General features: G+C 64.0%; 19 protein-coding genes and 2 pseudogenes. 10 read left to right on the top strand and 11 right to left on the bottom strand.

The window, feature by feature from the left end; all coding sequences use genetic code 11:
• Positions 1 to 147: 147 nt before the first annotated feature.
• Together EJO71_RS08800 and EJO71_RS08795 are read left to right on the top strand one after the other, a co-directional pair.
• On the top strand, positions 148 to 1,335 hold the full coding sequence (locus tag EJO71_RS08800) for an efflux RND transporter periplasmic adaptor subunit (protein ID WP_125948361.1): 1,188 nt from the start codon (positions 148 to 150) through the stop codon (positions 1,333 to 1,335).
• Positions 1,332 to 4,490, top strand: a complete 3,159-nt coding sequence (locus EJO71_RS08795) for an efflux RND transporter permease subunit (RefSeq protein ID WP_125948362.1) — start codon at positions 1,332 to 1,334, stop codon at positions 4,488 to 4,490. The genes EJO71_RS08800 and EJO71_RS08795 overlap by 4 nt, the downstream gene beginning before the upstream one ends.
• Before the next feature lie 45 nt (positions 4,491 to 4,535).
• Here EJO71_RS08795 and EJO71_RS08790 read toward each other — a convergent pair whose 3' ends face one another.
• The 3 genes and pseudogenes from EJO71_RS08790 to ttcA (EJO71_RS08780) form a co-directional block, all read right to left on the bottom strand.
• Complete coding sequence (locus EJO71_RS08790; protein ID WP_125948363.1) at positions 4,536 to 5,177, bottom strand: histidine phosphatase family protein; 642 nt, start codon at positions 5,175 to 5,177, stop codon at positions 4,536 to 4,538.
• A 20-nt stretch (positions 5,178 to 5,197) separates the two neighbouring features.
• Positions 5,198 to 5,821: a DUF4136 domain-containing protein gene (locus EJO71_RS08785; protein WP_125948364.1), complete on the bottom strand. Its 624-nt coding sequence runs from the start codon at positions 5,819 to 5,821 to the stop codon at positions 5,198 to 5,200.
• Positions 5,822 to 5,867: 46 nt separating this feature from the next.
• Positions 5,868 to 6,620 (bottom strand): annotated as a pseudogene (gene ttcA, locus EJO71_RS08780) (tRNA 2-thiocytidine(32) synthetase TtcA); the annotation flags it as partial.
• Between the two features lie 196 nt (positions 6,621 to 6,816).
• Between ttcA (EJO71_RS08780) and ttcA (EJO71_RS08775) the strand changes: the two are divergent.
• Positions 6,817 to 7,575, top strand: a pseudogene (gene ttcA / locus EJO71_RS08775) (tRNA 2-thiocytidine(32) synthetase TtcA); the annotation flags it as partial.
• Positions 7,576 to 7,818: 243 nt separating this feature from the next.
• On the opposite strand, the gene EJO71_RS08770 reads toward ttcA (EJO71_RS08775), so the two are convergent.
• The 8 genes from EJO71_RS08770 to EJO71_RS08735 all read right to left on the bottom strand — a co-directional run bounded on the left by EJO71_RS08770 (position 7,819) and on the right by EJO71_RS08735 (position 18,085).
• On the bottom strand, positions 7,819 to 8,238 hold the full coding sequence (locus EJO71_RS08770) for a hypothetical protein (RefSeq protein ID WP_137860742.1): 420 nt from the start codon (positions 8,236 to 8,238) through the stop codon (positions 7,819 to 7,821).
• Positions 8,219 to 10,714 (bottom strand): hypothetical protein, encoded by a 2,496-nt coding sequence (locus tag EJO71_RS08765; RefSeq protein ID WP_164546787.1) that lies wholly within the window; start codon positions 10,712 to 10,714, stop codon positions 8,219 to 8,221. The genes EJO71_RS08770 and EJO71_RS08765 overlap by 20 nt, the downstream gene beginning before the upstream one ends.
• The gene (locus tag EJO71_RS08760; RefSeq protein WP_125948368.1) at positions 10,702 to 12,201 is read right to left on the bottom strand and encodes a site-specific integrase; all 1,500 of its coding nucleotides are present in this window, start codon (positions 12,199 to 12,201) and stop codon (positions 10,702 to 10,704) included. The genes EJO71_RS08765 and EJO71_RS08760 overlap by 13 nt, the downstream gene beginning before the upstream one ends.
• Before the next feature lie 11 nt (positions 12,202 to 12,212).
• Positions 12,213 to 13,496 carry a tyrosine-type recombinase/integrase gene (locus tag EJO71_RS08755; protein WP_125948369.1) on the bottom strand — a complete coding sequence of 428 codons (1,284 nt, stop codon included), beginning with the start codon at positions 13,494 to 13,496 and terminating at the stop codon, positions 12,213 to 12,215.
• A 403-nt stretch (positions 13,497 to 13,899) separates the two neighbouring features.
• Positions 13,900 to 15,069 carry a HupE/UreJ family protein gene (locus EJO71_RS08750; RefSeq protein WP_240651329.1) on the bottom strand — a complete coding sequence of 390 codons (1,170 nt, stop codon included), beginning with the start codon at positions 15,067 to 15,069 and terminating at the stop codon, positions 13,900 to 13,902.
• Positions 15,056 to 16,252, bottom strand: coding sequence for a hypothetical protein (locus EJO71_RS08745; protein ID WP_240651330.1), 1,197 nt, complete (start codon positions 16,250 to 16,252; stop codon positions 15,056 to 15,058). Before EJO71_RS08745 ends, EJO71_RS08750 begins: the two co-directional genes overlap by 14 nt.
• A gap of 10 nt (positions 16,253 to 16,262) precedes the next feature.
• A complete protein-coding gene (locus EJO71_RS08740) occupies positions 16,263 to 16,559 on the bottom strand; it encodes a hypothetical protein (protein ID WP_125948371.1) in 297 nt (98 codons plus the stop codon).
• A gap of 14 nt (positions 16,560 to 16,573) precedes the next feature.
• Entirely contained in the window at positions 16,574 to 18,085 is a 1,512-nt protein-coding gene (locus EJO71_RS08735; RefSeq protein ID WP_240651331.1) for a DUF4331 domain-containing protein, read from the bottom strand.
• Between the two features lie 290 nt (positions 18,086 to 18,375).
• Here EJO71_RS08735 and EJO71_RS08730 point away from each other — a divergent pair, with 290 nt between their 5' ends.
• The 7 genes from EJO71_RS08730 to EJO71_RS08700 all read left to right on the top strand — a co-directional run bounded on the left by EJO71_RS08730 (position 18,376) and on the right by EJO71_RS08700 (position 25,245).
• A complete protein-coding gene (locus EJO71_RS08730) occupies positions 18,376 to 18,501 on the top strand; it encodes a YHYH domain-containing protein (RefSeq protein ID WP_125948372.1) in 126 nt (41 codons plus the stop codon).
• Positions 18,502 to 18,637: 136 nt separating this feature from the next.
• Entirely contained in the window at positions 18,638 to 18,913 is a 276-nt protein-coding gene (locus EJO71_RS08725; RefSeq protein WP_125948373.1) for a metal-sensing transcriptional repressor, read from the top strand.
• On the top strand, positions 18,910 to 19,401 hold the full coding sequence (locus EJO71_RS08720; protein ID WP_125948374.1) for a hypothetical protein: 492 nt from the start codon (positions 18,910 to 18,912) through the stop codon (positions 19,399 to 19,401). The genes EJO71_RS08725 and EJO71_RS08720 overlap by 4 nt, the downstream gene beginning before the upstream one ends.
• A gap of 80 nt (positions 19,402 to 19,481) precedes the next feature.
• Positions 19,482 to 20,609: an efflux RND transporter periplasmic adaptor subunit gene (locus EJO71_RS08715; RefSeq protein ID WP_125948375.1), complete on the top strand. Its 1,128-nt coding sequence runs from the start codon at positions 19,482 to 19,484 to the stop codon at positions 20,607 to 20,609.
• A 1-nt stretch (position 20,610) separates the two neighbouring features.
• Entirely contained in the window at positions 20,611 to 23,715 is a 3,105-nt protein-coding gene (locus tag EJO71_RS08710; RefSeq protein WP_125948376.1) for a CusA/CzcA family heavy metal efflux RND transporter, read from the top strand.
• Positions 23,708 to 24,010, top strand: coding sequence for a DUF3240 family protein (locus EJO71_RS08705; protein WP_125948377.1), 303 nt, complete (start codon positions 23,708 to 23,710; stop codon positions 24,008 to 24,010). Before EJO71_RS08710 ends, EJO71_RS08705 begins: the two co-directional genes overlap by 8 nt.
• Positions 24,007 to 25,245, top strand: a complete 1,239-nt coding sequence (locus EJO71_RS08700; protein ID WP_125948378.1) for a TolC family protein — start codon at positions 24,007 to 24,009, stop codon at positions 25,243 to 25,245. Before EJO71_RS08705 ends, EJO71_RS08700 begins: the two co-directional genes overlap by 4 nt.
• Positions 25,246 to 25,254 lie beyond the last annotated feature (9 nt).

The raw sequence follows: 25,254 nt of genomic DNA, 5'->3' as shown, positions 1-25,254 counted from the left end.
TTCTTTACAGGCCCCATGATCACTGAGAGTCAGCCGCTGATCCAATAGCTGCTGTCAGCCCAAAGTGCACAAGAACCCATGAAGAAAAGTGTCGCCGTCGCCCTTTCGGGCGTGTTGATCGTAGCCGTCGCAGGCGGGTGGTGGAGCATGTCCGGAGACAAGTCCGCCGCGAAGAGCGCCAAAGAGGGTGCCAAGGCCCCGAATGCGGGCGCTGGCGGCGGCGCGCCTGCGCTGGTGACGCTGGCCACGGCGAAGAAGCAGGACGTGCCCGTGACCGTGCAGGTCAACGGCAGCGTGGTGTCCCTCAACAGCGTCGACCTGCGCCCGCAGGTGACCAACACGGTGAGCGCGGTGCATGTGAAGGAAGGCCAGTTCGTCAAGGCCGGCCAGCTGCTCTTCTCGCTCGACGACCGCAACGACCAGGCCAACCTCGCGCGCGCGAAGGCGCAGCAGCAGAAGGACGAGGCCACGCTGGCCGACCTCGAGCGCCAGTACAAGCGCAGCCAGGACTTGGTGGCGCAGAACTTCATCGCCAAGAGCGCGGCCGACGCCACGCTCTCGCAGCTCGAGGCGCAGCGCGCCGCCGTGGCCGCCGACCGCGCGGCCGTGCAATCGGCGCAGGTGGCGCTGGGCTACGCCACCCTGCGCGCCCCCATCGCCGGGCGCATCGGCGCCGTGAATATCTACCCGGGCACGCTGGTGCAGCCGACGCTGTCGCTGGTGACCGTCACGCAGCTCGATCCGATCGCCGTGAGCTTCCCCGTGCCCGAAGGCAACCTGCAGGACCTGCTGGAGGCCGCGCGCTCGCGCTCGAAGGTCGAGGCGCTCGTCACCGGCCGCAAGGAACTGCTGACGGGCACGCTCGATTTCGTCGACAACACGGTCGACCCGCAGATCGGCACCGTGCGCGCCAAGGCCGTGTTCGCCAATGCCGACCAGAGCCTGTGGCCGGGCCAGTTCGTCGGCACGCGCATCACGGTGCGCACGCTCAACGGCGCCACGGTGGTGCCGGCCGCGGCGCTGATGATGCTGTCCGACGGCGCTTCGCTCTACGTGGTCGACGAGGGCAAGACGGCCACGCGCCGCAAGGTGAAGACGCTGCACACCTTCGGCACCCAGGTGGCGGTGAGCGGCGTGGAGCCCGGCGAGCAGGTGGTGATCGAGGGCAGCCAGAACGTGCGCCCGGGCGGCAAGGTGCGCGTGGACACCAAGGGGCCGGCGAGCGCTCCGGGTGCCCCGGGCACTCCGTCCAACGGCACCACGGGCGTCACGCCCGGCAGCGCCGCGTCCACCGACGGCGCGGACATCAAGCCGCCGCAGCAGGAACGCGCATGAACATCTCGGAGCTCTGCATCCGTCGTCCCGCGATGACGGTGCTGCTGTCTGCCGCCGTGGTGGTCATCGGCATCTTCGCGTACTTCAGCATTCCCGTTGCCGCGCTGCCCAGCTACAACACGCCGGTCATCAACGTCAACGCGCAGCTGCCGGGCGCGAGCCCGGACACCATGGCGTCGTCGGTGGCGCTGCCGCTGGAGAAGCAGTTCTCGACCATCCCGGGCCTGCAGACCATCAGCTCGGTGAACACGCAGGGCGTGACCTCGCTCACGCTCGAATTCGTGAGCAGCCGCGACATCGACGCCGCCGCCGTCGACGTGCAGGCCGCGCTGCTGCGCGCCCAGCGCCAGCTGCCGCAGGAGCTCACGCAGCTGCCTTCGTACCGCAAGGTGAACCCGGCCGACGCACCGGTGCTGTTCATCGCGCTGATCTCGCCGTCGATGAACCCGTCGGAGCTCAACGACTACGCCGAGAACCTGATCTCGCCCACCTTGTCGACCATCGACGGCGTGGCGCAGGTGGGCGTGTACGGCCGCAAGGCCTTCGCGGTGCGCATCAAGGCCAACGCCGACCTGCTCAACGCGCGCAACATCACGCTCGACGAGCTCGCCAAGGCGGTGAATTCCGCCAACGCCAACACGCCGGTCGGCACGCTCGACGGCCCGCGCCAGACGCTCACCATCCAGGCCAACCGCCAGCTCATGAAGGCGGCCGACTTCGCCAAGCTGATCGTCGGCCAGCGCAACGGCGCGCCGGTGCGGCTCGATGAAGTCGCCACCATCGAGGACAGCTTCGAGTCGGTGAAGACCGCCAGCAGCTTCAACGGGCAGGACTCGATCTCGCTGGCCGTGCAGCGCCAGCCCAACGCCAACACCGTGCAGGTGGTGGACGCGGTGCGCGCGCTCATCCCGCGCTTCAAGGCCGAGCTGCCGCAGTCGGTCGAGATCCAGATGGTGAACGACCGCTCGCTGTCGATCCGCGAGGCGGTGCACGACGTGCAGCTCACGCTGCTGGGCACCATCGCGCTGGTGGTGCTGGTGATCTTCCTGTTTCTGCACCGGCTGGTGGCCACGCTGATTCCGGCCGCGACCATTCCCATCTCGTTGATCGGCGCGGTGGCGCTGCTCTACGCCTTCGGCTACAGCCTGGACAACATCTCGCTGCTGGGCATCACACTGGCGGTGGGCCTGGTGGTGGACGACGCCATCGTGGTGCTGGAAAACATCATGCGCTACGTCGAGAAGGGCATGGACCCGTTCGCGGCCGCGCTGCGCGGCGCGCGCGAGGTGGGCTTCACCATCGTGTCGATCTCGATCTCGCTGGTGGCCGTGTTCATCCCGATCTTCTTCATGCCGGGCGTGATCGGCCTGCTGTTCCACGAGTTCGCGGTGGTGGTGGCGCTGGCGGTGCTGGTGTCGGCCGTGGTGTCGCTCACGCTGGTGCCGATGCTCGCGAGCCGGCTGCTCAAGCAGGTGCCGCGCCGAGCCGGCGCGCTCGACCACGAAGAAGAACACCCCGAGCCCGGCACCGCCATCGGCCGAGCCTTCGAGCGCGGCTACCGCGCCGTGCACGGCGGCTACATGCGCACGCTCGACTGGACGCTGATGCACCGCAAGGTGATGCTGCTGATGGCGGCGCTGACCTTCGTCATCACCGGCTGGCTGTTCGCGACCATCCCGAAGGGCTTCTTCCCCGAGGAAGACATCGGCCAGATCCAGATCACGACCGAAGCCGCCGAGGACATCTCCTTCACCGCCATGAAGGCGCTGCAGGACCGCGTGGCCGCCGCGCTCAAGGATGACCCGAGCGTCGACTACGTGAGCTCCTTCGTCGGCGTGGGCGGGCCCACCGCCACGCAGAACTCCGGCCGGCTGTTCGCCGTGCTCAAGCCGCGCAGCGAACGCCCGCAGATGGCGAAGGTGCTCGAGTCGCTGCGCCAGCGCTTCCGCGAGATCCCGGGCATCGCCGTCTACATGCAACCGGTGCAGAACCTGCGCCTGGGCGGCCGCCAGAGCAAGGCGCGCTTCCAGTACACGCTGCAGAGCGTCAACGCGGGCGAGATGGTGCCGTGGGCCACGCGGCTCATGGAGCGCATGCGCGCCGACCCCGACTTCCGCGACGTGACCAGCGACTCGCAGAACCGCGGCCTGCAGGCCACGCTCGAGATCGACCGCGACAAGGCCGGCGTGCTCGGCGTAGCGGTGGGCGACCTGCGCACCGCGCTCTACAACGCGTACGGCGACCGCCAGATCGGCAGCATCTACGGCGCGAGCAACACCTACCAGGTGATCCTCTCGGCCGCCGACAACGACCGCCAGTTCGAGGAAGACGTCTCCCGCCTGTCGGTGCGCAGCACCACCGGCAGGCTGGTGCCGCTGTCGGCCTTCTCGACCGTCAAGCGCACCGTGGGGCCGACCGCGGTCAACCACCAGGGCCAGCTGCAGGCGGTGACGGTGTCGTTCAACCTCGCGCCCGACGTGCCGCTGGGCAACGCGACCGCGAAGATCGACCGCTTCAAGGACGAGCTGAAGATGCCGCAGTCGATCATCACCACCTACGGCGGCGATGCGGCGGTGTTCCAGAGTTCGCAGTCGAGCCAGGCCGTGCTGCTGGTGCTCGCAGTGCTGGTCATCTACGTGCTGCTGGGCGTGCTCTACGAGAGCTACATCCACCCGATCACGATCCTGGCGGGGCTGCCTTCGGCCGCGGTGGGCGCGCTCATTTCACTGAAGCTCTTCGGCTTCGACCTGACGCTTATCGCGACCATCGGCATCCTGCTCCTGATCGGCATCGTGAAGAAGAACGCGATCATGATGATCGACTTCGCCCTCGACGCGCAGCGTACCGAGGGCATGCAGCCGGTGGATGCGATCCGCGAGGCCTGCCGGCTGCGCTTCCGTCCGATCCTGATGACCACGTTGGCCGCGCTGATGGGCGCGCTACCGCTGGCGCTGGGCCTCGGTGCAGGCGCCGAACTGCGCCAGCCGCTGGGCGTGGCGGTGGTGGGCGGGCTGATCTTCTCGCAGGTGATCACGCTGTACATCACGCCGGCCATCTACCTGGCGCTCGACCGTTACAGCGGCACGGGGCCGATGGTCGATCTGCCGGGAGAGGCTCAGGCCGAGTCGTCGAACTCGCAGCACTCGCACGCCTGATCCACGCCGGAGATCGGAGGCGGGCTCCGCGCCCGCGTTCCCTCGTCAGGTCGTGGTTTCGTCGAGTGCGTCGTCCACCAGATGCGCGGTGTCGCTCCAGCCGACGAGGCTGAAACCCTCCTGCGTCCACAGCATGCGGTTGATGGCTGCATTGCCCAGCTGCCAGGTGCGCGGCGCCTGCAGCTCCTGCCGGGTGGCGGCGCGGTAGAGCACGTCCATCACGCCGCCGTGCGCGACCAGCACGACCAGCTTGCCCGGGTGGCGCGCCGCCAGCTCGGAGGCCACGCCCGTCACGCGGTCGCGGAACGCCAGCAGGCTTTCGCCGCCCTCGGGTTCGAATTCAGGGTCGCGCTCGCGCCAGAGCTTGGCCTGCACGGGCAGCGTGGCTTCGATCTCGGCGAAGCTCAGTCCTTCGAAATGCCCGAAGGCCCGCTCGCGCAGGCGCGGCTCGGGCTGCACGGCCAAGCCGTGGGGCCTGGCGATTTCTTCCGCGGTCTGCCAGGCGCGAGAGAGGTCGCTGGCATAGACCACCGACACGGGCTCGTCGGCCAGCGCGGCACCGGCGCGCCGGGCCTGCCAGACGCCGGTTTCGTTGAGCCCGATGTCGAGCTGGCCCTGGATGCGGGTGTCGACGTTCCAGGCGGTTTCGCCGTGGCGAACGGCGATCAGGCGGGTGGGTTCTTCCATCCGGGGAATTCTAGAAGGCGCTACTTCCTGGCCTGCGCCGTCGGCAGCTCGATGTTGACCCTGCGCTCGCCCTGCGGCGGGTTCGGAAAGCCCTGCAGCGCGGCCTGGAACATCACCGGCAGGATCGCCGCGCTCGAGGTGTACGGGCCGTCGTTGCGGGCGCGGGTCTCGTAGACCACGCGGTTGGAGCCCACCTCGCGCAGCACGATGCTCACCTCGCGCTCGTACCAGGGGTTGGCCGGCGGCGCGAACATCGGGCCGCCATACCAGCCGCCGCCGTACCAGCGCCGGCCGTAGTAGCCATAGCCGCCGTAGCCGTAGCCCCAGGGGCCGTTGTAGAGCCACGGGTCGGCCCAGGGCGAGAGCCCGGCCGTCACGCGCGCGCCGATCTGCGCGGTGTACTGGGGCTTGGCGTCGTCGCGGCGCAGCCCGACCTTGTCGAGCTCCGCGCCGGCCATGGCTTCGAGCGATTCCTGCCGGGCGCCGTCGGCCTGCTGCGAGGGCAGGCGGTCGAAGCGGTAGGTGGCGCCGGGCGCGATGGCGCCCGGGGAGGCGAAGCTCTTCACGTCGCTGTCGACCACCCACGAGGTGGCGCAGCCGGTCAGGCTTGCTGCAAGAAGAAGAGCAGAGAACGCAGATTTCATGAGGGTCTCCGGGCATTGATGCCCAAAATTCCCCTGGGTTGCCCGGTCAGCCCTGGACGATGCGCAGGGCGGCAGGTGCCTGGGAGAGCAGATCGAAGGAGGGCGGGTCGAAGGCCTTGTCGCCTTCGTCGTCGGCCACGCCGGTGGCCTTCAGACCCTTGAAGTCGTGCCGCGTTCCGTCGAGCAGGTGCGAAGGCACCACGTTCTGCAGCGCGGTGAACATGTTCTCCACGCGGCCGGGGTACTTCTTGTCCCATTCGCGCAGCATTTCGCCGACCTGCTTGCGCTGAAGGTTTTCCTGGCTGCCGCACAGCGTGCAGGGAATGATCGGGAACTCGCGGTGCTGCGCCCAGCGCACCGTGTCTTTCTCGGCCACGTAGGCCAGCGGGCGGATCACCACGTGCCTGCCGTCGTCGCTCACCAGCTTGGGCGGCATGCTCTTGAGCTTGCCGGCGAAGAACATGTTGAGGAAGAAGGTCTGCAGCATGTCGTCGCGGTGGTGGCCCAGCGCGACCTTGGTGGCGCCCAGCTCGTCGGCCACGCGGTAGAGAATGCCGCGGCGCAGCCGGCTGCACAGGCCGCAGGTGGTCTTGCCCTCGGGAATCACGCGCTTGACGATGCTGTAGGTGTCCTGGTTCTCGATGTGGAAGTCCACGCCCAGTTCGCTCAGGTACTTCGGCAGCACTTCCTCGGGAAAGCCGGGCTGCTTCTGGTCGAGGTTGACCGCGACGATGTCGAAATGAATGGGCGCACGCGCCTTCAGCTTGAGCAGGATGTCGAGCAGCGCGTAGCTGTCTTTTCTTATCGGACTTGGGAGCTATCCGAGATGCTTCCTCTGAAGGTGTCCCCAGAGGGGATGCGGCAGCGGGCAAGGGCGCCATGCCTTACAACTACTGTACTTTGTCAAGAAAACGCGCCAACTACGGCCAATGTTTACATTGAGGGAGGCGCCTGTCGAGGCCTCCTTACAATGCACCAGAGGTTTCTCATCTATGAGTGTTGAATTTAATAAGCTGCGCAAGCGCATCCGCCGACTCGCCGGCCAAGCTATCGTTGACTACGGGATGATCGAGGAAGGCGACCTCGTCATGGTCTGTCTGTCGGGGGGGGCAGACAGTTACACCATGCTGGACAGTCTTCTGTACCTCAGGGAAGTCGCTCCGATCAACTTTGATGTAGTGGCGGTCAACCTGGATCAGAAGCAGCCAGGCTTCCCGGAGGACATCCTTCCCACATATTTGACTCAGCTAAACGTTCCGTTTCGCGTCATCGAGGAAGACACCTACTCCATCGTCAAGGAGAAGGTGCCTGAGGGAAAGACGACTTGCTCTCTTTGCTCAAGGCTGCGGCGCGGCATTCTCTACCGGACGGCGGTGGAATTGGGTGCGACCAAGGTAGCTTTGGGTCACCATCGGGACGACATTTTGGAGACGCTGCTTCTCAACATGTTCTTCGGCGGAAAGCTGAAAACCATGCCGCCGAAGCTGGTCTCAGACGACGGAAGAAATGTAGTCATTCGCCCACTCGCGTACTGCAACGAGCGAGACATAAAGGCCTATTCGGCGGCGATGAATTTCCCGATCATTCCTTGCAATCTGTGCGGCTCTCAGCCCAACCTCCAGCGCAGAGCAATGAAAGAAATGATTCAGGAATGGGATCGACGCTTCCCGGGGCGCTCCGACAACATGTTTCGTGCACTGACCGACGTGGTGCCATCACACCTGCTCGACCGAAAATTGCATGATTTCAACACTCCGGCGAAGGTGAGCGGCGAGCTGGACGATGTCAGCAACTGGCTCGCTGCGCCAAATGAGCCTTCGGAAATCGTGGCAGCCCCGATCCGGCTCATGCCTGGTATTTCGACGATCGGTAGTTCAGCGAACTGATCGGGGAGCTTGGCGCCGAATGGGAATCGACGAGCGCATGAAAACAGCAACCGGGGCGAGAACCGTAGAGGGATACAACTCCTTGTCGTCTGGCAGCGTCTGGGGAGTTCTCTACCTATCTTCTCGCCTTCTGCGCGTATTGCTGGGCAATGGAAGAGCGAGCAGCCCGATGCCGCCGGGCAATAGGGACACGTTGTGAACTAGCTGCGTGTGACGCAACTGCAGTGCAGCTTGTTTCGCAGACAGGTCGGCAACCTTTCGCTCCAACTCGATAACTCGTTTCGCGTACCAAGACCGGCTGTGCTGGGGGGCGCTCGAGCGCTCAGCATCTGGCTTCTTTGCTGCTTCGTATGCGCTGTAGATGGCTTCATTTGCCCCAAGAGATTGACGCGACCACACTTCTGACGCCTTGAACTTCCTGGCTATTTGCTTTCTGAGCGAATCCCAGGTTAATCGTTGCTTGGCAGGCCATTCTTTCAAGATGGCAACGATCGATGCTTCGGCCTTCCGACTAATCTTCGGCATCCCCATGGTCATCTCTTTCCGGCGGCTCGCCGACATGTTTATCGTGTAATCGAGACGTGAGTTCGGACAGGCCAAGAGCCTCTGGCGCCGCATCGAACGTCACAATCGTGCCCGGTGCAATTGAGGGGTCATTCTCCACAGCGAAGATCTCTTCACAGCGAGCGCGAACCCACTCGTGTTGCCTGATGTGGCGCTCGATCGGCTTCTTCAGTCCCCCGCTTGATCGCAACTTTTTGCGTCCCTCGGCGATCATGTGGACGGAGTGCCGATGCATCTCTTTGATGATCGGCAAGCGCTTCTTGTCCCCTTTCCTCCAGACGTGGTGGGCACACCCCATGCAGTCGCCATGCTGTTCACAAGGGTTGAGAGACCAAGATGTTGAGCATCCCCCCACTTCCGTGATTTGCTTGGGTACAGCTCTTTCAAAGAGAAAGATTTTTCGATCTACCACTTCAATTGTTCGTGCGGCGTTCGCAACAGGGCCAGTCACCTTAAAGTCGACTGCCGGATCAAACCCCTCGATAGAGCCGCTCACGATCTCTGCCGGAGTGCGCAAATCGTAGTGTGCTGACTGCGGGCCTGTCGTTCGTCCCGCAAGTAGATCAAGGTATTGCTCGCTCACCCCCAGCGTTAGCGCTCGCGTTTGAAGATAGGCCCGTGCATCGTGAAGGGTAAACGACGGATATTCGCCATTCGAGAGTTTGATGTCCAGTGTCGCGAAGAGCCTCGGAGGCTTACCCAAACGGCTGCTAGTCCATCTGACAAAACGAGAATACGTAAGGACAACAGGGCGCCACCAAGCCCGCTTCCGTGTCAAGTGATCAGTTTCCTGATCAATCTGACCATCAAACGCGGCGCAGAGGACCTCGTCGAGCCGCGTCTTTCTATCTCTGGATGAGTAAGGCCAATGAGGGAACCTTGCCTTCTTGAAGTCCACCAAAAGTCTGGTGTGTAACTCTTCAACACTGGAAAAACAGGAGAGACTTCTCCCGGCCACGAGAAAAGCCAGTTCGATTCCGATCTTCTGTCCTTCGTTTGCAGTGATCGAGTTGAGTAAGTAGTCCCGATCAATGAAGATACCTTTGTCAAGCAGTCGGACTTCATCAGGTAATTTGACCCCGATGACCCTGAACAACACGCTCAGATCAAGGTGCGATAGGTAGATTCGTCCTGAGAATTGAGATCTGGTCAGCTGCGGGAAGAAGTCTTGCGGATGGTTCACGCCACGTAACGTGCGCAGCTTGACGCAAATGGTCTCTGGGATCTTGTCGTAGAGTGAAGGGTATTCACGAGCCGTTAAATCTACGGCACTGACGGGTACATATGGAGCAGTATTTTTTGCGCTAGGTGGAGGTCTTCTGAAGTACGACTGCGAAAAATCGCTCTGCAGATGGTCCGGGATGTACAGCTGATTAATCTTTTCGAAGCTGTCGAAGTTCTCGATGTAGTACTTGAACGCTGCTCTTGCGTCCGATGAGAAATTGGCGGCGACCTCGATCAGTTCCTGGGCAAGAGCCTCGAGTTGTTTTGGGATAGGAAGTTCTTGGTACAGATCGGTCTTGGGTCGATAAATTGATATCCGAACCCTTCCGTCAACACTCCTGAGGGCGTTGGGGTGAAGCTGCAAGAGATCCGATAGACGCATCGACACGGTTGTGAAGGGCAACGCTACCAATGCGGCCATTGAGGTAACTTCATGTGTCGGACCGAAGCGCTGTTGGGCGGAACGGTATGCCAGTCCAACAGCCGTTACGACTTCATTCGGTAGCCGCCTGGCTTGGCTCTTCCTCTGCACATCTTCATCAAGAAGTTGTGCCTTCCGTTTCGTCGGCATGGGCACCTTGGACTTGAAAGTGAAGCGATTTGCCAGCAGGCCAAAACCGTATTGGCCAAACCTGAAGCTTTTCGTGTGATGGCCACCCTGCAACATACCTGCAAGCAAGTCCAACTCGCATCCGACATCGTATTTGATAGATGCGCAATCTGATCCGCCAATCAAGGCTTGTTCGGCGAAAACAAAGGTCGCTCGCGTCAGCAGGCTTGGATCATTGTTTCCAGAGTTGAGCTGGCGCAGAGCCCAGTCCAGGAGTTCCAGGGTGCGAACGATCGTTTTCGGTGACCCTCTCAGATTGCGGTAGATGATCATCACATTGATGTATGTCTTCGCAAACGTGAGGAACCGGTCTCCGCCAATCATTGCCTCTGGGTTGGTGATCTTGGGTGGCCCGGTTCGAGTGCGAATGAATATCTTCCGTGCCCTTACGCGGTGCTCAATTTTTATGAGAGGTAGTCGCGTGGTCTTGTCACCCGCTTTCAGACGGTGTGGCGCCATCGCAAACCATGGAACACTTGGGTCATAACCTTGCTCATGCACTGTGTCAAAACCTGCGACTCCACCGGGGCATCCCCACCTGACAAACTCCTCAAATCTGTCGGGGCCTGCAGCGGTCTGGCTTCTGAAGAGCGGGACTACTCCTTGCATTCGTTTTCCCTTCTGCGCTCACAGATTTCCATGACTTGCTTCACCGCAGAGATGATGTTGTCGTCTCTTTGAATCGTTTCCACTGGCAATAGCATCAGCACCTTCCTTTCTCGCGCCTTCTCCATCTTCGCTAGAACTTGGTCGTGCGGTCCATCTACGAAGGCCTTGAATCGCGGACAGATATAGCAACCATCGGGAGCTAAAACGCCGCATAGTTCATCTCCGCATCCGCCCAGGCTGTCGTTCAACTCGGCGTTGAGGATGAGTTTGTCTTCAGGTATGGACTTCTCGGTACCTGCATCCAATACCGAACCTCTGAACGCGTTTATCACAAGCACGAAGTGCGGATCCATCTGCCGTTCAAACGCATCAGCCATCTCGTCGGTCAAGTTGACGTAGCGCGTGAGCGAGCCAGATGTGGTGTGAAAGGCCGCCTGCCTGAGGACCTCCAATGGCGCACCTAGGATTGCCAGATGGGTGAGTTTGGTGTGTTTGAATCGCCTGGTGAAAAGATCGAGGTCGCGAAGTTCTGCAATGTGGTCTGTGATGCGCCCTCGAGTGCGAACTATCAGAGACGTGATGCCGATGGTTCGTTGCTGCAGGAAAGGAGCTTGCTTGTTGATGTTGACGCAAAAGAGAGGCTGATCTGGAGGAAGGTCGCTGCCGGAGAGCTTTTCCATCCAGGCCAGATGATCGCGAAGAGCCACGTGTACAGCCTCCGAGACGGTCACATTCATCATCCTTGAACGGCTCGGCTTCCCCTGGAGCTTGACCAGGGGCACCGCGAGAGCTTTGGCGGATAACGAAACATCCTTGACCCTCAGAAGTTGCATTTGGGAAGGCCGCAAAGCCTCAGAGATCATCAGGCGCCAAAGCAGGTTCTGCTGTGGGTTGAACTTCCCGTCGATGTACAAGTCATCCACTTGCCGATGAATCGCGCGAATCTTTTCTATCGTGAATGGTCGCTCATGTGTCTTCCTTGCCTGAATCTCGATGGATGTCGCACTCTTCGGTGATTGAGAGGTCAGAATGTGAGCCTTAAGGTCCGGGGCGATGCCTGGATAGCCGAGACGTATCCAATACCTCAACAAGCTCCTGAGCGTCTTCAGGTCATTTGGAGACGATTGCCGCGCTTCCTCCATGTACATCTTCAGCGTGATGGATGCAGCTCTTTTGGCGAGATTCAACCTTCTGAGCATCCGTTCAAAACGAGAAAACCACTGGAGCCCGGTGGAGACTTTGCGCTTGCCGTCCAAGGCATTCAGAACCACTGCGTAATAAATGGTCGCTGTGGCGGGCGTCAGAAGATCTTCGACATCCCTGAGCCGGAATGCGATTTCTATGCCGCCAGTTGTGGGAAGCAACATGCCATCCAAATTGACGCGGATGAGTCGCGACTCGTCGTCGATGATCCTGATGTGAGTTGGAAGATCATTGGGGAAGATTTCATCGCTCCCGACGACGAATTCGGTGTAGGGGCCGTACATGCGGTGACTTGTCAGGAAATAATGCGGTCTCTCTGTTGAACAAGCTCGGCCGAGCGCTCTTCGATTGCACGAGCTGCATATCGATCAGGCATCGTTGATTTCGTAGACCATCGACCTCTTTGGATCACGATCTCACGAGCGTCACGGCCTTTTGACGTCGCAGTCTTGTAAACGTGATTGAGGTTGGTATGTCGCAGAACGTGAGGCGAGATGCTGGAAGGAAGCGAATCGAAGGATTTGAGTTTGCCGAGTACGCGATTCAGGTTTCTTCGGCCGAGAGGGCTTCCTTCGAACTTGCCCTCATGGTTCACAAACAGAAAGGGCGTCGTAGAGTTTGATTTGAAGACGGCAGCTTCGCGGTCGCCGACGACGTACTCAATGAGTTTGGTCGCAAGTGATGTGGAGATCGGCACCAGGCCACCCCCTGTCTTGCAAGCGGGTTCATGCAATCGTGTGTCGGCAGGATCGTTTTGCGCTTCGACGACTTTGAGGCACCCGGTGAAATGCCCGGGCTTGTACTCCCACGACTCAATCACATCTACACAGCAAAGCTTGAGTAGCTCTCCCGCCCTGAGGCCTGACTCGTGGAGTGTTTCCACTATCAAGCGGTCGCGCCGCCCCGTTGGAGTTTGAGGAAATGGGCCACCGTTCCCGATGGCTCTCTCAAGGCTGCTCCGTTGTTCGTCGTTTAACGAGCGGACCTCTACAGAATCGTCGCCTGTGGCGATGTGTTTATGAAATTCCATTCGAATGCTCTGCGCGCTGGCCTCAAGCATTCGATGCTCCTCTGCCGTGAGTTCCAACCGGGGATCGCATTCCTTCGTTAGCCAGGCAACGTAGTTTCCGGTGGTCCTGATGCGGCGGTTAGACGTGCCGAATTTGACTGCTTTGCCGGTTGCCAACCGAGCGAAGGTGGAGGATTCGTCTTGTAGCGCGATCGCGAGCTTGTCGGCATGCAGGCACGCCCAACGGCAGTACTCAGTAATTTCTCTGTTCGTCAGTGCACGCGTGCCGGCAAGCACGCGACCTTCCGGACTGATGAAGGGCGCTTTCGCTTTTCCCGAGGCTTCCGCACGCCTTGCGCGAAGCAACTGCCATTCGAGGAAGAACGCGAGATCTGAAAGAACCGCAATCTGGGTGTTCAGCGGCTTTTGGCCAAACTCGTCGAGCAAAAAAGCTACGGCAAGCTCGTGCTGCAGTTCGGTTTCGCGGTCGGCAAGGACGACGCGGCGAACGGCGTCGCTGCCATCCGGCGATGTGTCCAACAGAAATTCAATTCGGAAGTGAAGCGTCATGGCTGAAACCTTACAAAGAGCGGGTCGTCTCAGCAACAAGATTCACGGATGGCAAAGGGCCATGGCTTCATTTGCCTCGAAAATCTTGTCAAATTGGAATGGAATCCGATAAGTGCGTTCTCCGCTGAGCAAGACCTCTGGCGAAGGAGGATGTGGCCGGGCGCCATGGTGTCGGACGTGCGATCACGACATGTGCGCGTCGAAGTTTGGGATGTCAGTTGATTGCGACAGGCATGGGCAGCCCGAGGGCGCAATGGCGCAGGCCGTGCGTGTCCGGCAGCCCTCGGCGCTTGCGGACAGAGAGGCTGCAGCTCTCGACGCGACCGTCACCGGCTTGGTTTGGGCATGCATCTCAACGCAGCCGTCGCGCGCTGCGGCAACACAGCGACGGTGCGGCCGCATCTTAGGAAAACGGCAGCACCTTCACGTCGAAGACCCGCTCGCCCAGCCAGATGACGGCGACCAGCACCGCCAGCGCCGAGCCGCCGCGCAGCACCACCGGCGGATAGTGCTGCCAGTTGCGCATCGCCAGCAGCGCGACGAGCACCACGCCGACCACCATGAGCTGCCCCGCCTCCACGCCCAGGTTGAACTGGAGCAGCGCGATCACGAAGTCGTGCAACGGCAGGTCGAGCTCGGCCAACGCGCCCGCGAAACCGAAGCCATGGATCAGGCCGAACAAAAAGCTGAACAGCTTGCGGCGTCCGCGCAGCACCGGGTAGATGTTGTCGATGGCGGCCAACATGATCGTGATCGCAATGCCGGGCTCGATGATGCGCGGCGAGATGGTCACCACCTTCAGCCCCGCCAGCGCCAGCGTGATCGAGTGCGCGATGGTGAACATCGTGACGATGCCGAGCATCGGCCACACGGCCTCGCGCCACGCCACCACCGGCTCCCATTCGCCGGCCCGCGGACGGCGGCGCAGCACGGCAGGCAGCAGCAGGCAGATCAGGAACAGGATGTGGTCGTAGCCGATCAGGATGTGATGGATGCCGTCGCGAAAGAAGCTGGTGTCCGGTGCGGCGTCGGCTGCGCCTGCGCCCGGCGCGTTCGGCCACGGCACGGCAACCGGTCCGCCCGATGGGTCGAGCGAGCGCACCGCGGGCTGCGCCCCGCCGTCGGCCTCCACGCGCAACAGACCGCGGTGCGTGGGATCGACCTCGCGGAACAGCCGGTAGTCGATGTCGAGCGCGGCGCCTGCGCCGCAGCGGGCCTGCAGTTGCAGCACGAGGTACGTGCCATCGACGCGGTCCTCGATGGCGGCGGGCTGCGCCTCGGCCAGTGCGCACCGGCCCTGCTGCAGGCTGAGGCGTGCCAGCGCATAGGCGCGGATCTCGGACAGGCGTGTGCGCACCTCGCCCCAGCTGAGCTTGCGGTCGGCGTTGGTGTCCAGGTCGAGCATCGCGTCGAGGTCGCGCAGCGCAATGTCCCAGCGCAGGTCCATCGTGTCGCCACTGCGGTGCAGTTGCAGGTAGGCGTCGCTCGCCTTGTGGGCGTGCGCCGGCGCCGCGCCGCAGAGCAGCGCCAACAGCAGCAGCACGGCGAGGCCGGTGCGTTCAAGGGATCGCATCGACACGCGCATCCTTCAGTCCGATCTGTTGCATCAGGGCCTTCACTTCGCCGCGCGCGGCACTGTCGTTGGCAGCCGCGGCGGCGCGCGCGAACACCAGCAGGTCGATGGGTTCGCGCTGCAGCTTGACGTTCAAGCGCGCGAGTTCGAGCGCGCGCTTCGGGTCGTTCTGCACGTCGAGCGCGAACATGGCTTCTTCGCGCGCATGCAGCGCCGTGGTGCCGGGGCGCAGCGCCGAGGCCTCGAAGCGCTGGCGCAGCTCGTCGGCCTCGGCCTTCGCCCCCTTGTCGCGCGCGGCTGCGCCCGCGATGGCCAGCCGCAGCAGCACGGCGTCGCTGCGTGCCTCCCGGGCAAGGAGCGAGGGAATCTCGGCGTGCCGCCCGACGCGTTGCAGGTAGTCGCTGTAGGCCAGCAGCAGATAGCCCGAGGATTGCTCCGCCACCGCCTTGCGGTAGGCGGCATCGGCCTGGGCGGATCGGCCCGCGAGCTCCTCGACCTCGGCCACGCTGGTCAGCAGCCACTGGCGCGTGCCCGCCTGCGCGGCGCCGGCCAGCGCAGGGTTGGCGAGCAGCTCCTGCAGCGTGTCGCGCGCCTCGTCGTGCCTGCCGCGCAGGCCGGCGTTCTCGGCCAGGCAGGCAACGCCGTAGAGCACGGGAGCGACGCGGCCGAGCGCGCGGCATGCGGCGTCGGATTCGTTGTAGCGCCCGCGCACGCGCAGGATGGTGGCGAGCGTGATCCAGCCCTGGGGGTCATTGGGCTGGCGTGCCAGCGCGGTCTTGAGCGTGGCCTCGGCGCCGTCGAAATCGTGCAGGAACTGCGCGATGGTGGCGCGCATGACGAGCACGGCCGGCGGCGTGTCGGCCGCGGGCTTGCCCTCCCAGGCTTGCAGCGCGCCCATGGCATAGCCGGCGTAGCGCGCGTCGCCCTGCTCGCGCGCCAGGTTCAGGTAGGTGGTCGCCGCCTCGATGGCGGTGGCCGGATCGCCGGGCCGCTGCACCAGCTCGCGGCGCAGGTGGCGTTGTTCGCTCGACCAGCCGGTGACGGCGGGCAGTGTTTCCACCACCATGTCGTCGCTGGCCGGCACGCGCGGCACGGCATGCGCCGTGCCCGCGAGCATCAGCATCGACACCAGCGGCGTCAGCCATCGCCGGATGGCGCACACGGTGAAGATGCCGGTCCGCACGATGCAGCGCCTACTGCGTGGCGACCGGGTCCTTGGTCTCCGACGTAGGCGGCGGATCGAACTGCGCCACGTTGGCCGCATCCTGGTTGTCGATCTGCGTGGAAACAAGCGCCACCACGTAGGCGATGAAGGCGTCATAGGCGCTGACCTGCGCGGGCGGCTGGTTGTCCGGCGGTGGCGCAGTGGTGCCGGTCGGGAACGGGAAGAAGAAGCCGCCCCCACCGCCGCCTCCACCGCCGCAGCCGGCCAGGGCCGCGGCAATGACAACCGCACTGGCGGCACGAGAGAAGAGTCGTGTGTTCTTCATGAGAGGACCCCGGTTCACGGTGCGGCGGCGGCGTTGACGGCGCCAGGCAGCGGTGTATTCAGATACGGGAAGGCGGCAGGAAACTGCGAGGGACTCTGCAGTGCGCCGTCGGTGATGGCCGCGCCGCCCGCCGGTGCATCGCTGGGCTTGCAGCCGACCTTGAGGGTGTCGTTGGCACCCGTCAGTACGCACAGGGCGCCCATGGCCACGCGCAGCTCGATGTCCACTACGTCGTCGCCCGGGCGGCGCCCGTTCGGGAAGCCCGCGTTGTCGCCGCCGGCCACGCCCAGGTTGCTCTGGCTCGCCATCGCGGTGGGTGCGATGCCGGTGTTCAGGCGCAGCATTTCCGACGCCTTGACGTTGGCCGGCTTGTTCACGCCGTCGATGCCCGTCAGGAAGGCCGCGACCAGGTCGGTGCGCGGGAAGTTCGTCGGCGCCGGTGCGCCGGGGTACAGAGTCTGGATCAGCGCGGGCAGCGTCGGATTAGTCACGTAGGTGGCAAACTGGCCGTCGTCCATCGGCCTGGAGCTGTTGAACGTGTCCTTGTCCTTCAGGCCGATGACCACCTCATTGACCAGCGGCATGCCCAGGCGCGAGACCTGCGCCCAGGCGCCGCCGTTGAGCGTCGTGGTGCCGTGGCCGCTCTTGGGCGGGCTGGCGATCAGGCGGCCCTGGCGCGCGCTGGCCGTGGTCCAGCCGCCGATGATCGGGCCGGTGCCGCCCGCGGTGAGGCAGGAGATAGGCACTTCGAGCGCCAGCGTGCTGACGTTGCGCGTGGCCAGCGTGCCCGCGCCGTAGGCGCTGGTCGAGCCGAGCGGGTTGAGGTTGATCAGGTCGAACACCTGGCCCAGCGCGACCGCGAACGGGTCCTGGCGCTGGCCCGCGAACACGCGGCCCCCCGCGGCGCAGCCCGGGATGTTGATGCTGTAGATCTGCTGGGCGGCGTAGGCGGCATAGCCGTTCGGGCCGCCGAAGGTCTTCTCGCCGATGTTGTCTGTCGGTCGGTCGAACACCGCAGCGCCACCGGCGGCGTTGGTGACGGCGGCGGCTTGGCCCTTGCGGCGGTCACCGCGCACCACGGTCAGCGTGAAGGTCTCGCGCAGGTTGCTCGTGGCCTGGTTGGGCGCCGTGATGGCGCCGGCCTGCACCAGCGGAATGGAGACCTGCTTGCCCGCAATCGGCAGTTGAATGTCGCGCAGCGTGTTGGTGAAGCGGAACTGGAAGGTGAGGTTTTCGGTGGCGCCGCCGGTGTTGTCGATGTGGATCTCGTACAGCCCGTTGGGATCCATCGTGTAGTAGTTGGGACCGCCATAGGGGCCTTGGTCGGGCTGGTAGTTGGCGATCAGCGTCACGAAGTCTTGGCGATTGGGCTCGTAGCTGCGGAACATGTAGAAGTCGGTGGCGTCCAGCTTGGGCATCCCTGCGATCGAGGGCGCCTCGCGGTGGCTGGAGGCCAGGGCCGTGGTGGCGGCAACCGCGCACAGGGCGAGAACACAGGCCTGGACAGGCGTTGGGAGCAATCTCATTGGCGTCACCTCGAAAATGAAAATGTTGGAATGGGCACGAACGACTCACGCGGCGCAAAAGCCGGCGCTGTGTGAGTACGCGCAACAAGTTCACCCGGATGTGCAAGCGCGGTTAGGGAGTTACGCGCATTGCCAATGCCGCGCATCTTCGAGACAGATTTTCGAAAGCTCAGTTCGCCCAGATCCGCGTTGGGGCGCTGCTCAGCAGCCAGCTTGCTGGCAAACCCTGACTAACATTTGTTGACATCCGTCGAAACTGGCTTTGCCCGCATTTGGGTGAGGAGAACGAAATGAAGAAGATCGCATTCGCGTTGACCGCTCTGGTGTTGAGCGTTGGGGCCTGGGCTCATTCCGGCGGTACGGACAAGAACGGCTGCCACCAGGAAAGGGCAACCGGCACCAGGCACTGCCACTGAGCCGTCGATCCCGGGCGAGCAAGGGACCGCAAAGGCCAAGCTCGCCGTTCCCAGTAAGCATTCCATCACCACGAATTCCCCTTCGCAGCGCGTGCCTCTTTCGAGCGTTTCGTATCCCCCCTGATAGGATACGCAGGTGCACGGCGAACACCTCCACCAAAGTCACCCGGATCTGGTCAAGCGCCTGAAGCGCGCAGACGGGCACTTGCAGAACGTCATCGAGATGATGGTGAGCGGGCGCGACTGCGCGGATATCGCGCAGCAGTTGCACGCGGTCGAGAAGGCGATCAGCGCAGCCAAGAAGCTGCTGATCCACGATCACCTGGATCACTGCCTCGAGGAGATCGCCAAGTCGCCTCGCGACTTCGGCACGGCCATCGCCGAATTCAAAGACATCACGAAGTACCTGTGACCGCACGTGCCTTCCAGCTGTCGGAGTCGGTCGCCCCCGCCAAGGCTGTGGTGATGCTGCTCATGCGCTGGTTGCTGGTGCTGGTCATTGCCGTGGACCTGGTCAGTTCACCGTTCCACGCGCATCACCACGAAAGCGGCCCCGAGGGCTACTCGAGCCATGCCGGTCAGCTGGATGTGGGTCACTCGTCCTTCGAGCAAGTGGCTCATCAAAACGATGATCTTTCGCTGCATGTTGACTCGGACAACGCGGATCACGGTGGCGGGCATTCGATGTCGGCGTTGCAAGGCACCCCAATCCAACTCGCCAGTCCAGACTCCGCGCCGAAGCTTCTGGCGCTTGTGCCGCTGTTCGTTTTATTCGGGCTCATCACGCAGCCCGTGGCCGAAGCGCTCACGCGCTGGCGCCCAGGTCGAGAGCGAGTGCCCATCCCGCTGTTTCGAACCGTTCCTCCTGACGGCCGCGCGCCGCCCTCACTCCACGTCTGAAGCCCTGGCGGCGCCATTGCGGCGCTGCCTTCTCCTCGTCGCCTGATTGCGCGGCGGGATCGCTTTCTCGTGGAGTTTCTATGTCCTATTTGCTCGCCCGCCGTGCCGCGCTCGGTTGCGCGTCCAGTTTTCTCATGGTGGCCAGCGCCTTTGCGGCGACGCCATCGACCGCCGAATTCCCGGTGTCTGCCGCACAGATGCAGGCCCTTGGCATCACGCTCGCGCCGCTGGAAAAGCCGTCGGCGATCGGCGGCATGGCCTATCCCGCCCGCGTGGTGGTGCCCCCCAGCGGCAACCAGGTCATCAGTGCCCCGTTCGGTGGACGGGTCGAAGAACTCCTCGTCGACGAGCAGCAGCCCGTCAAGGCCGGCCAACCGCTGCTGCGCCTGAGCAGCCCGGAGTACAGCGACCTGCAGCTCAAGCTGCTGGAGGCGGCCAGCAAGGCCAGGCTGACCGGTCAGACCGCCGCGCGCGAACGCCAGCTTTTCTCCGAGGGGATCATTCCGGAGCGGCGTGTCCAGGAGGCCAATGCCGCCAATCAGGAGGCCGCGGCCCGCCTGCGGTTTGCCGAAGCTTCCTTGCGCCTCGCCGGGGTCGATCCTGCAGCCATTCGGAAGATGGGAGGCGCTGGCAACCTGCAGGACGGCCTCGTCGTGCGCGCCAGAAGCGCCGGCACGGTCGTCGGTCTGGATGTGAAGGCCGGGCAGCGCGTGCAGGGCTCTGATTCCCTGCTGCGCCTGGTCAACACGGCGCAGCTCTGGCTCGACATCCAGATCCCATCCGATCGCCAGCAGCAGGCGCTCTCGAGCAAGGTCGCCGGCTCGATCACGGTGGTCGGGCGAGAAGCCAGCGCGACACCGATGTCGGTCGGTGCCACGGTGAGCGACAACCAGACGGTCACGCTGCGTGCCCGGGTGGTGGGAGGCGGCGAGCTGCTGCGCCCGGGCGAAGTCGTGCAGGTCAAGGTTCCGTTCGCGGAGAACACCGCCGGCTGGGCGTTGCCCCTGCCAGCCATTGCCCGCCAGGACGACAAGGCCTACGTGTTCGTCCGAACCGAAAAGGGCTTCGTCGCGCAACCGGTCAATGTCATCTCCAGCGCGGGTCAATCGGTCCAGGTCACGGGCAACCTGCGCGCCGGCCAGCAGGTGGCGACCGGTTCGGTGATCGCACTGAAGGCGGCATGGCTCGGCAAGAGCGGAAGCAACTGACATGCTCAACCGCCTTGTTCAGTTCGCGCTGTCGCAGCGCCTGTTCGTGCTGCTCGCGACCGCTCTGCTTGCGGGCTTCGGCTGGTATGCCTTCCGCAATCTGCCCATCGATGCCTTCCCCGACGTGTCCAGCACGCAGGTGAAGGTCATCATGAAGGCGCCCGGCATGACGCCGGAAGAAATTGAAAGCCGCATCGCCGGCCCGATCGAGGTCGAGATGCTCGGCATCCCGCAGCAGCGCATGCTGCGCTCGGTGTCCAAGTACGGCCTGGTGGACGTGACGGTGGACTTCCAGGACGGCACCGACATCTACTGGGCCCGCCAGCAGGTGTCCGAGCGCCTGGCCAACATCTCGGCCGATCTGCCCGCTGGCATCAGCGGCGGCATGGCGCCCGTCACCACGCCGCTGGGCGAAATGTTCATGTTCACCGTGGAGACCGACGGGATGTCGCTGGAGGACCGGCGCAGCCTGCTCGACTGGGTCATCCGGCCAGCCCTGCGGGCCGTGCCAGGCGTGGCCGACGTGAATGCGCTGGGCGGCAAGGTGCGCAGCTTCGAGGTGGTGCCGGACCCCGTCAAGCTCTCGGCGCTCGGCGTGTCGACCGCGCAGCTCAAGAGCGCCATCGAAGCCAACAACCGCAACGACGGCGCGGGCCGGCTCGGCGAAGGTGGCGAAGTGCTGCTCGTGCGCAGCGAAGGGAACATCAAGACCGCGGACGACCTGCGCGCGATCGTGGTCAGCCGCAAGGACGGCAACCTGGCGCGGCTGGGCGACGTGGCGCAGGTGCGCGACGGCAGCGTCACGCGCTACGGTGTCGTGACCAAGGACGGCAAGGCCGAAGCGGTCGAGGGCCTGGTGCTCGGGCTGGCGGGCGCCAATGCCCAGAAAGTGGTCGAGGGCGTGACGGCGAAGCTTGCCGAGCTCAAGCCCACCCTACCCAAGGGCGTGGAGATCAAGGTCTTCTACAACCGCGCCGAACTCGTGAAGAAGGCCGTCGGCACGGTGTCCACAGCCCTCATCGAGGCGACGCTCATCGTGCTGGTGCTGTTGGGCGCCTTCCTCGGCAATGTGCGCGCAGCCGTGGCGGTCGCCGTGATCCTGCCGCTGTCCGCGCTGAGCACCTTCATCCTGATGCGGGCCGTCGGCATGTCGGCCAACCTGATGAGCCTGGGCGGCCTGGCCATTGCGCTGGGCATGCTGGTGGACGCCGCGGTCGTGGTGGTCGAGAACATCGTGCAGCACATCAGCCGCGAGAAGGAAGACAGCAAGCTGCCGCGCCTGCATGTGGTGCTGCGCTCGGTGCGCGAGGTCTCGGTGCCGGTCTCTGCCGGCATCCTGATCATCGTGACCGTGTTCCTGCCGCTGCTGACGCTGCAGGACCTGGAAGGCAAGTACTTCGTGCCGGTGGCGATGACCATCGTGTTCGCGCTGTTCAGTTCGCTCGTGCTGTCGCTCACCGTCATCCCGGTGCTGTCGTCGTTCCTACTGAAGAAGGTCGCACACGAAGACCCATGGCTGCCACGCAAGCTGCTCAAGCTCTACGAACCGGTGCTTGGCTGGGCGCTAAGCCACCAGAAGGTCGTGTTCATCGTGGCCGGCGTTATGCTCGCCGCGGCCGCAGGCGTCTACACCCAGGTCGGCAAGACCTTCCTGCCGGCGATGGACGAAGGCGACATCATCGTGGGCATCGAGAAGCTGCCTTCGGTGAGCCTGGAAGAAACCGCCGCGCTGGACCTGAAGATCCACCAGGCGCTCATGAGCCAGATCCCGGAGATCACCGGCGTGGTGGCGCGCGCCGGCTCAGACGAGATCGGGCTGGACCCGATGGGCCTGAACCAGACCGACACCTTCCTCGTGCTCAAGCCGCGCGCGGAATGGAAGATGGCCAACAAGGACGCGCTGATCGCCCGGATCCGGGAAGTGCTCGACCAGATGCCGGGCATCAGCTACAGCTTCACCCAGCCGATCGACATGCGGGTGTCCGAAATGATCATCGGCGTGCGCGGCGACCTCGCCATCAAGATCTTCGGCCCCGAGCTCGACAAGCTCAACGAGCTGGCGGGCCAGGTCGAGACGCTGATGAAGACGGTGCAAGGCAACCAGGACGTGTACACCGTCGAGAACGACGGCGTGCAGTACCTGCGGGTGGTGGTCGATCGCCTGAGCGCCGGGCGCTACGGCCTGTCGGTAGAAGACGTGCAGGATGCCCTGCGGGTCCAGATCGAGGGCCAGCGTGCCGGCACCGTGATCGACGGCAACCGGCGCGTTCCGATCGTGATTCGCGGGCCCGACAGCGTGAAGATCTCGCCAGCCGAGTTTGCAGCCCTGCGCATCACCACGTCCGATGGCCAGAGCGTTCCGCTCGAAACCTTGGCCACCCTGACGCGCGAGAGCGGACCGGTGAAGATCGACCGCGAGATGGGCAGCCGCTACAGCGTGGTGATCGCCAATGTCACGGGACGCGACCTGGTCGGCTTCGTCGACGAAGCCAAAGCCAAGGTGGCGGCGCAGGTGAAGCTGCCCACCGGCTACCGCATCAGCTGGGGCGGTCAGTTCGAGAACCAGCAGCGTGCCGCGGCGCGGCTCACCCTCGTGGTGCCCCTCGCGATCGGGTTCATCTTCCTGATCCTGTTCACCACCTTCGGATCAGTGCGCCAGGCCCTGCTGGTGCTCAGCAACATCCCGTTCGCGCTCGTGGGCGGCATCGTCGGTCTCTGGGTCACCGGCGAGTACCTGTCGGTGCCGGCCTCGGTCGGTTTCATCGCGCTGCTGGGCATCGCGGTGCTCAACGGGGTGGTGCTGGTGAGCTACTTCAACCAGCTGCGCGCCGAGGGCCATGACCTGGTCACCTGCGTCACGCAGGGTGCCCGACGGCGGCTGCGGCCGGTGCTGATGACGGCGGCGATCACCGCGTTCAGCCTGGTGCCGCTGCTTTTCACCAGCGGGCCGGGCTCCGAGATCCAGCGCCCGCTGGCGATCGTGGTGATCGGCGGCTTGATCACGGCCACCGCTCTGACGCTGATTCTTCTGCCGCTGCTGTACCTGCGGTTCGCCTACGCGCGCGACCAGCGCGACGACCCAACGCTGGAGGTGCGCCATGCATGAGTACTGTCTGAACCTGATCTGCCCGCCCGCGGTCGAGGAAAAGTTGCTCGACGCCTTGCTGGAGAGCGAAGGCAGCGAGGTGTTCACCAGCGTCCAGGTTCACAGCCACGGTGCGCCGCATGGACGGTTGAGTGCGCAGGAACAGGTCATGGGCCGCAGCCGCGCCATGCAGATCCAGGTCCTGCTGAGCGGGGAAGCCCTGGCGCAACTGCTCGAGCGCTTCCAACGCGACTTTGCCGGCACCGGCATCCGCTACTGGGCCACGCCCGTGGCCTTTGAGGGAGAAATCAAATGAAGTTGTGGACCGGGATCGCAATGATCGCCTGGGCTTTGCCCGTATCCGCCGACAACCGGGCGACGCCTGCCGACTTGCCGCCGACGGTCTCGGCGCGGCAGTGGATCGCGCAGGATCCGGCCGTTCAGGAAGCACGCAGCGCCTTGTCGGCGGCAGGTCACACCTCCGCGATGCTCGCCGCGTCGCCCAACGAATGGACAACCCGGCTTTCCATGCAGCGCCGCAACTATGACAGCGGCGGACCGGCCTCCAATGAATGGAACGCGCAACTCGAGCGCCCCATCCGCATCAACGGCAAGGCGGATCTCGACCGGCAGCTCGGCGAAGCGGAGCAGGTCATCGCGCAGGCCAAGGTCGGCGAGGCCGTCCGCGAAGCCGCTCGTTCCCTGCTGGAATTGTGGATCGACGGGCTTTCTGCTGCACAGGCCCAGAAGCTGTTCCAGGAACAGCTGGCCTTTGCGCAGGCCAACCTGCGAGCTGTGGAGAGTCGCAAGAAGGCCGGCGATGCGTCGGCACTGGATGTGAGCGTCGCCGCGGCGGACTTCGCGGACGTGGAGCGCCAGGCGAGCCTGGCGGCCTCCAACCTCGCCAAGGCGCGCGCCAAGCTGCGGGTTCGCTTCCCAGGTGCGCAACTGCCTGCGCAATCGATGGCTGATCCGCTGCCGCCCGGAGACACCGAATCCCTGTGGCTGCAGCGGGTGCTTGCTGCCGCCGCTCCAATGCGCGTCGCCGAAGGACAGCTGCGCAGAGCCGAACTCGCGGCCTCGCGCGCTTCGGCCGACCGTGTGCCGGATCCGACCGTGGGTGTCTTCGCGGCATCGGAGGCGTTTCGCAAGGAACGCATCGTGGGGGTGAGCATCAGCATTCCGCTGAGCGGCACCTACCGCAACGAGCGCATGAAGCAGGCGCTGCAGGAGGTCGAGGTGGCACGTGCTGCCGTCGATCGGCAGAAGCGAGAGCTGGAAACGACGGTGGCCGAGACCTACGCGGACGCCACCGGGCATCTCGCGCGCTGGCAACTCGCCGAGAGAGGTGCAGCGGCCACCGGCGAGAGCGCGCGACTCACCCAGCGCGCGTACGCGTTGGGAGAAGCGGATCTGCAATCGCTGCTGCTGGCCAGGCGCCAGTTCCTCGAGGCTTCCCGCTCAGCGCTCGAGGCCCGTGCCGACGCGCTGCGTGCGAACTACCGACTTCTCGTCGACGCGCACCTGATCTGGGACCTGGCGCTCGAGTGAGTGCGCCTT

Origin of the sequence: Variovorax sp. 679 (genome assembly GCF_003952185.1) — a bacterium.
Lineage (GTDB): Bacteria > Pseudomonadota > Gammaproteobacteria > Burkholderiales > Burkholderiaceae_C > Variovorax.
Note: the sequence above shows the minus strand (reverse complement) of the source record. Positions and strands in the feature narration are given on the sequence as shown.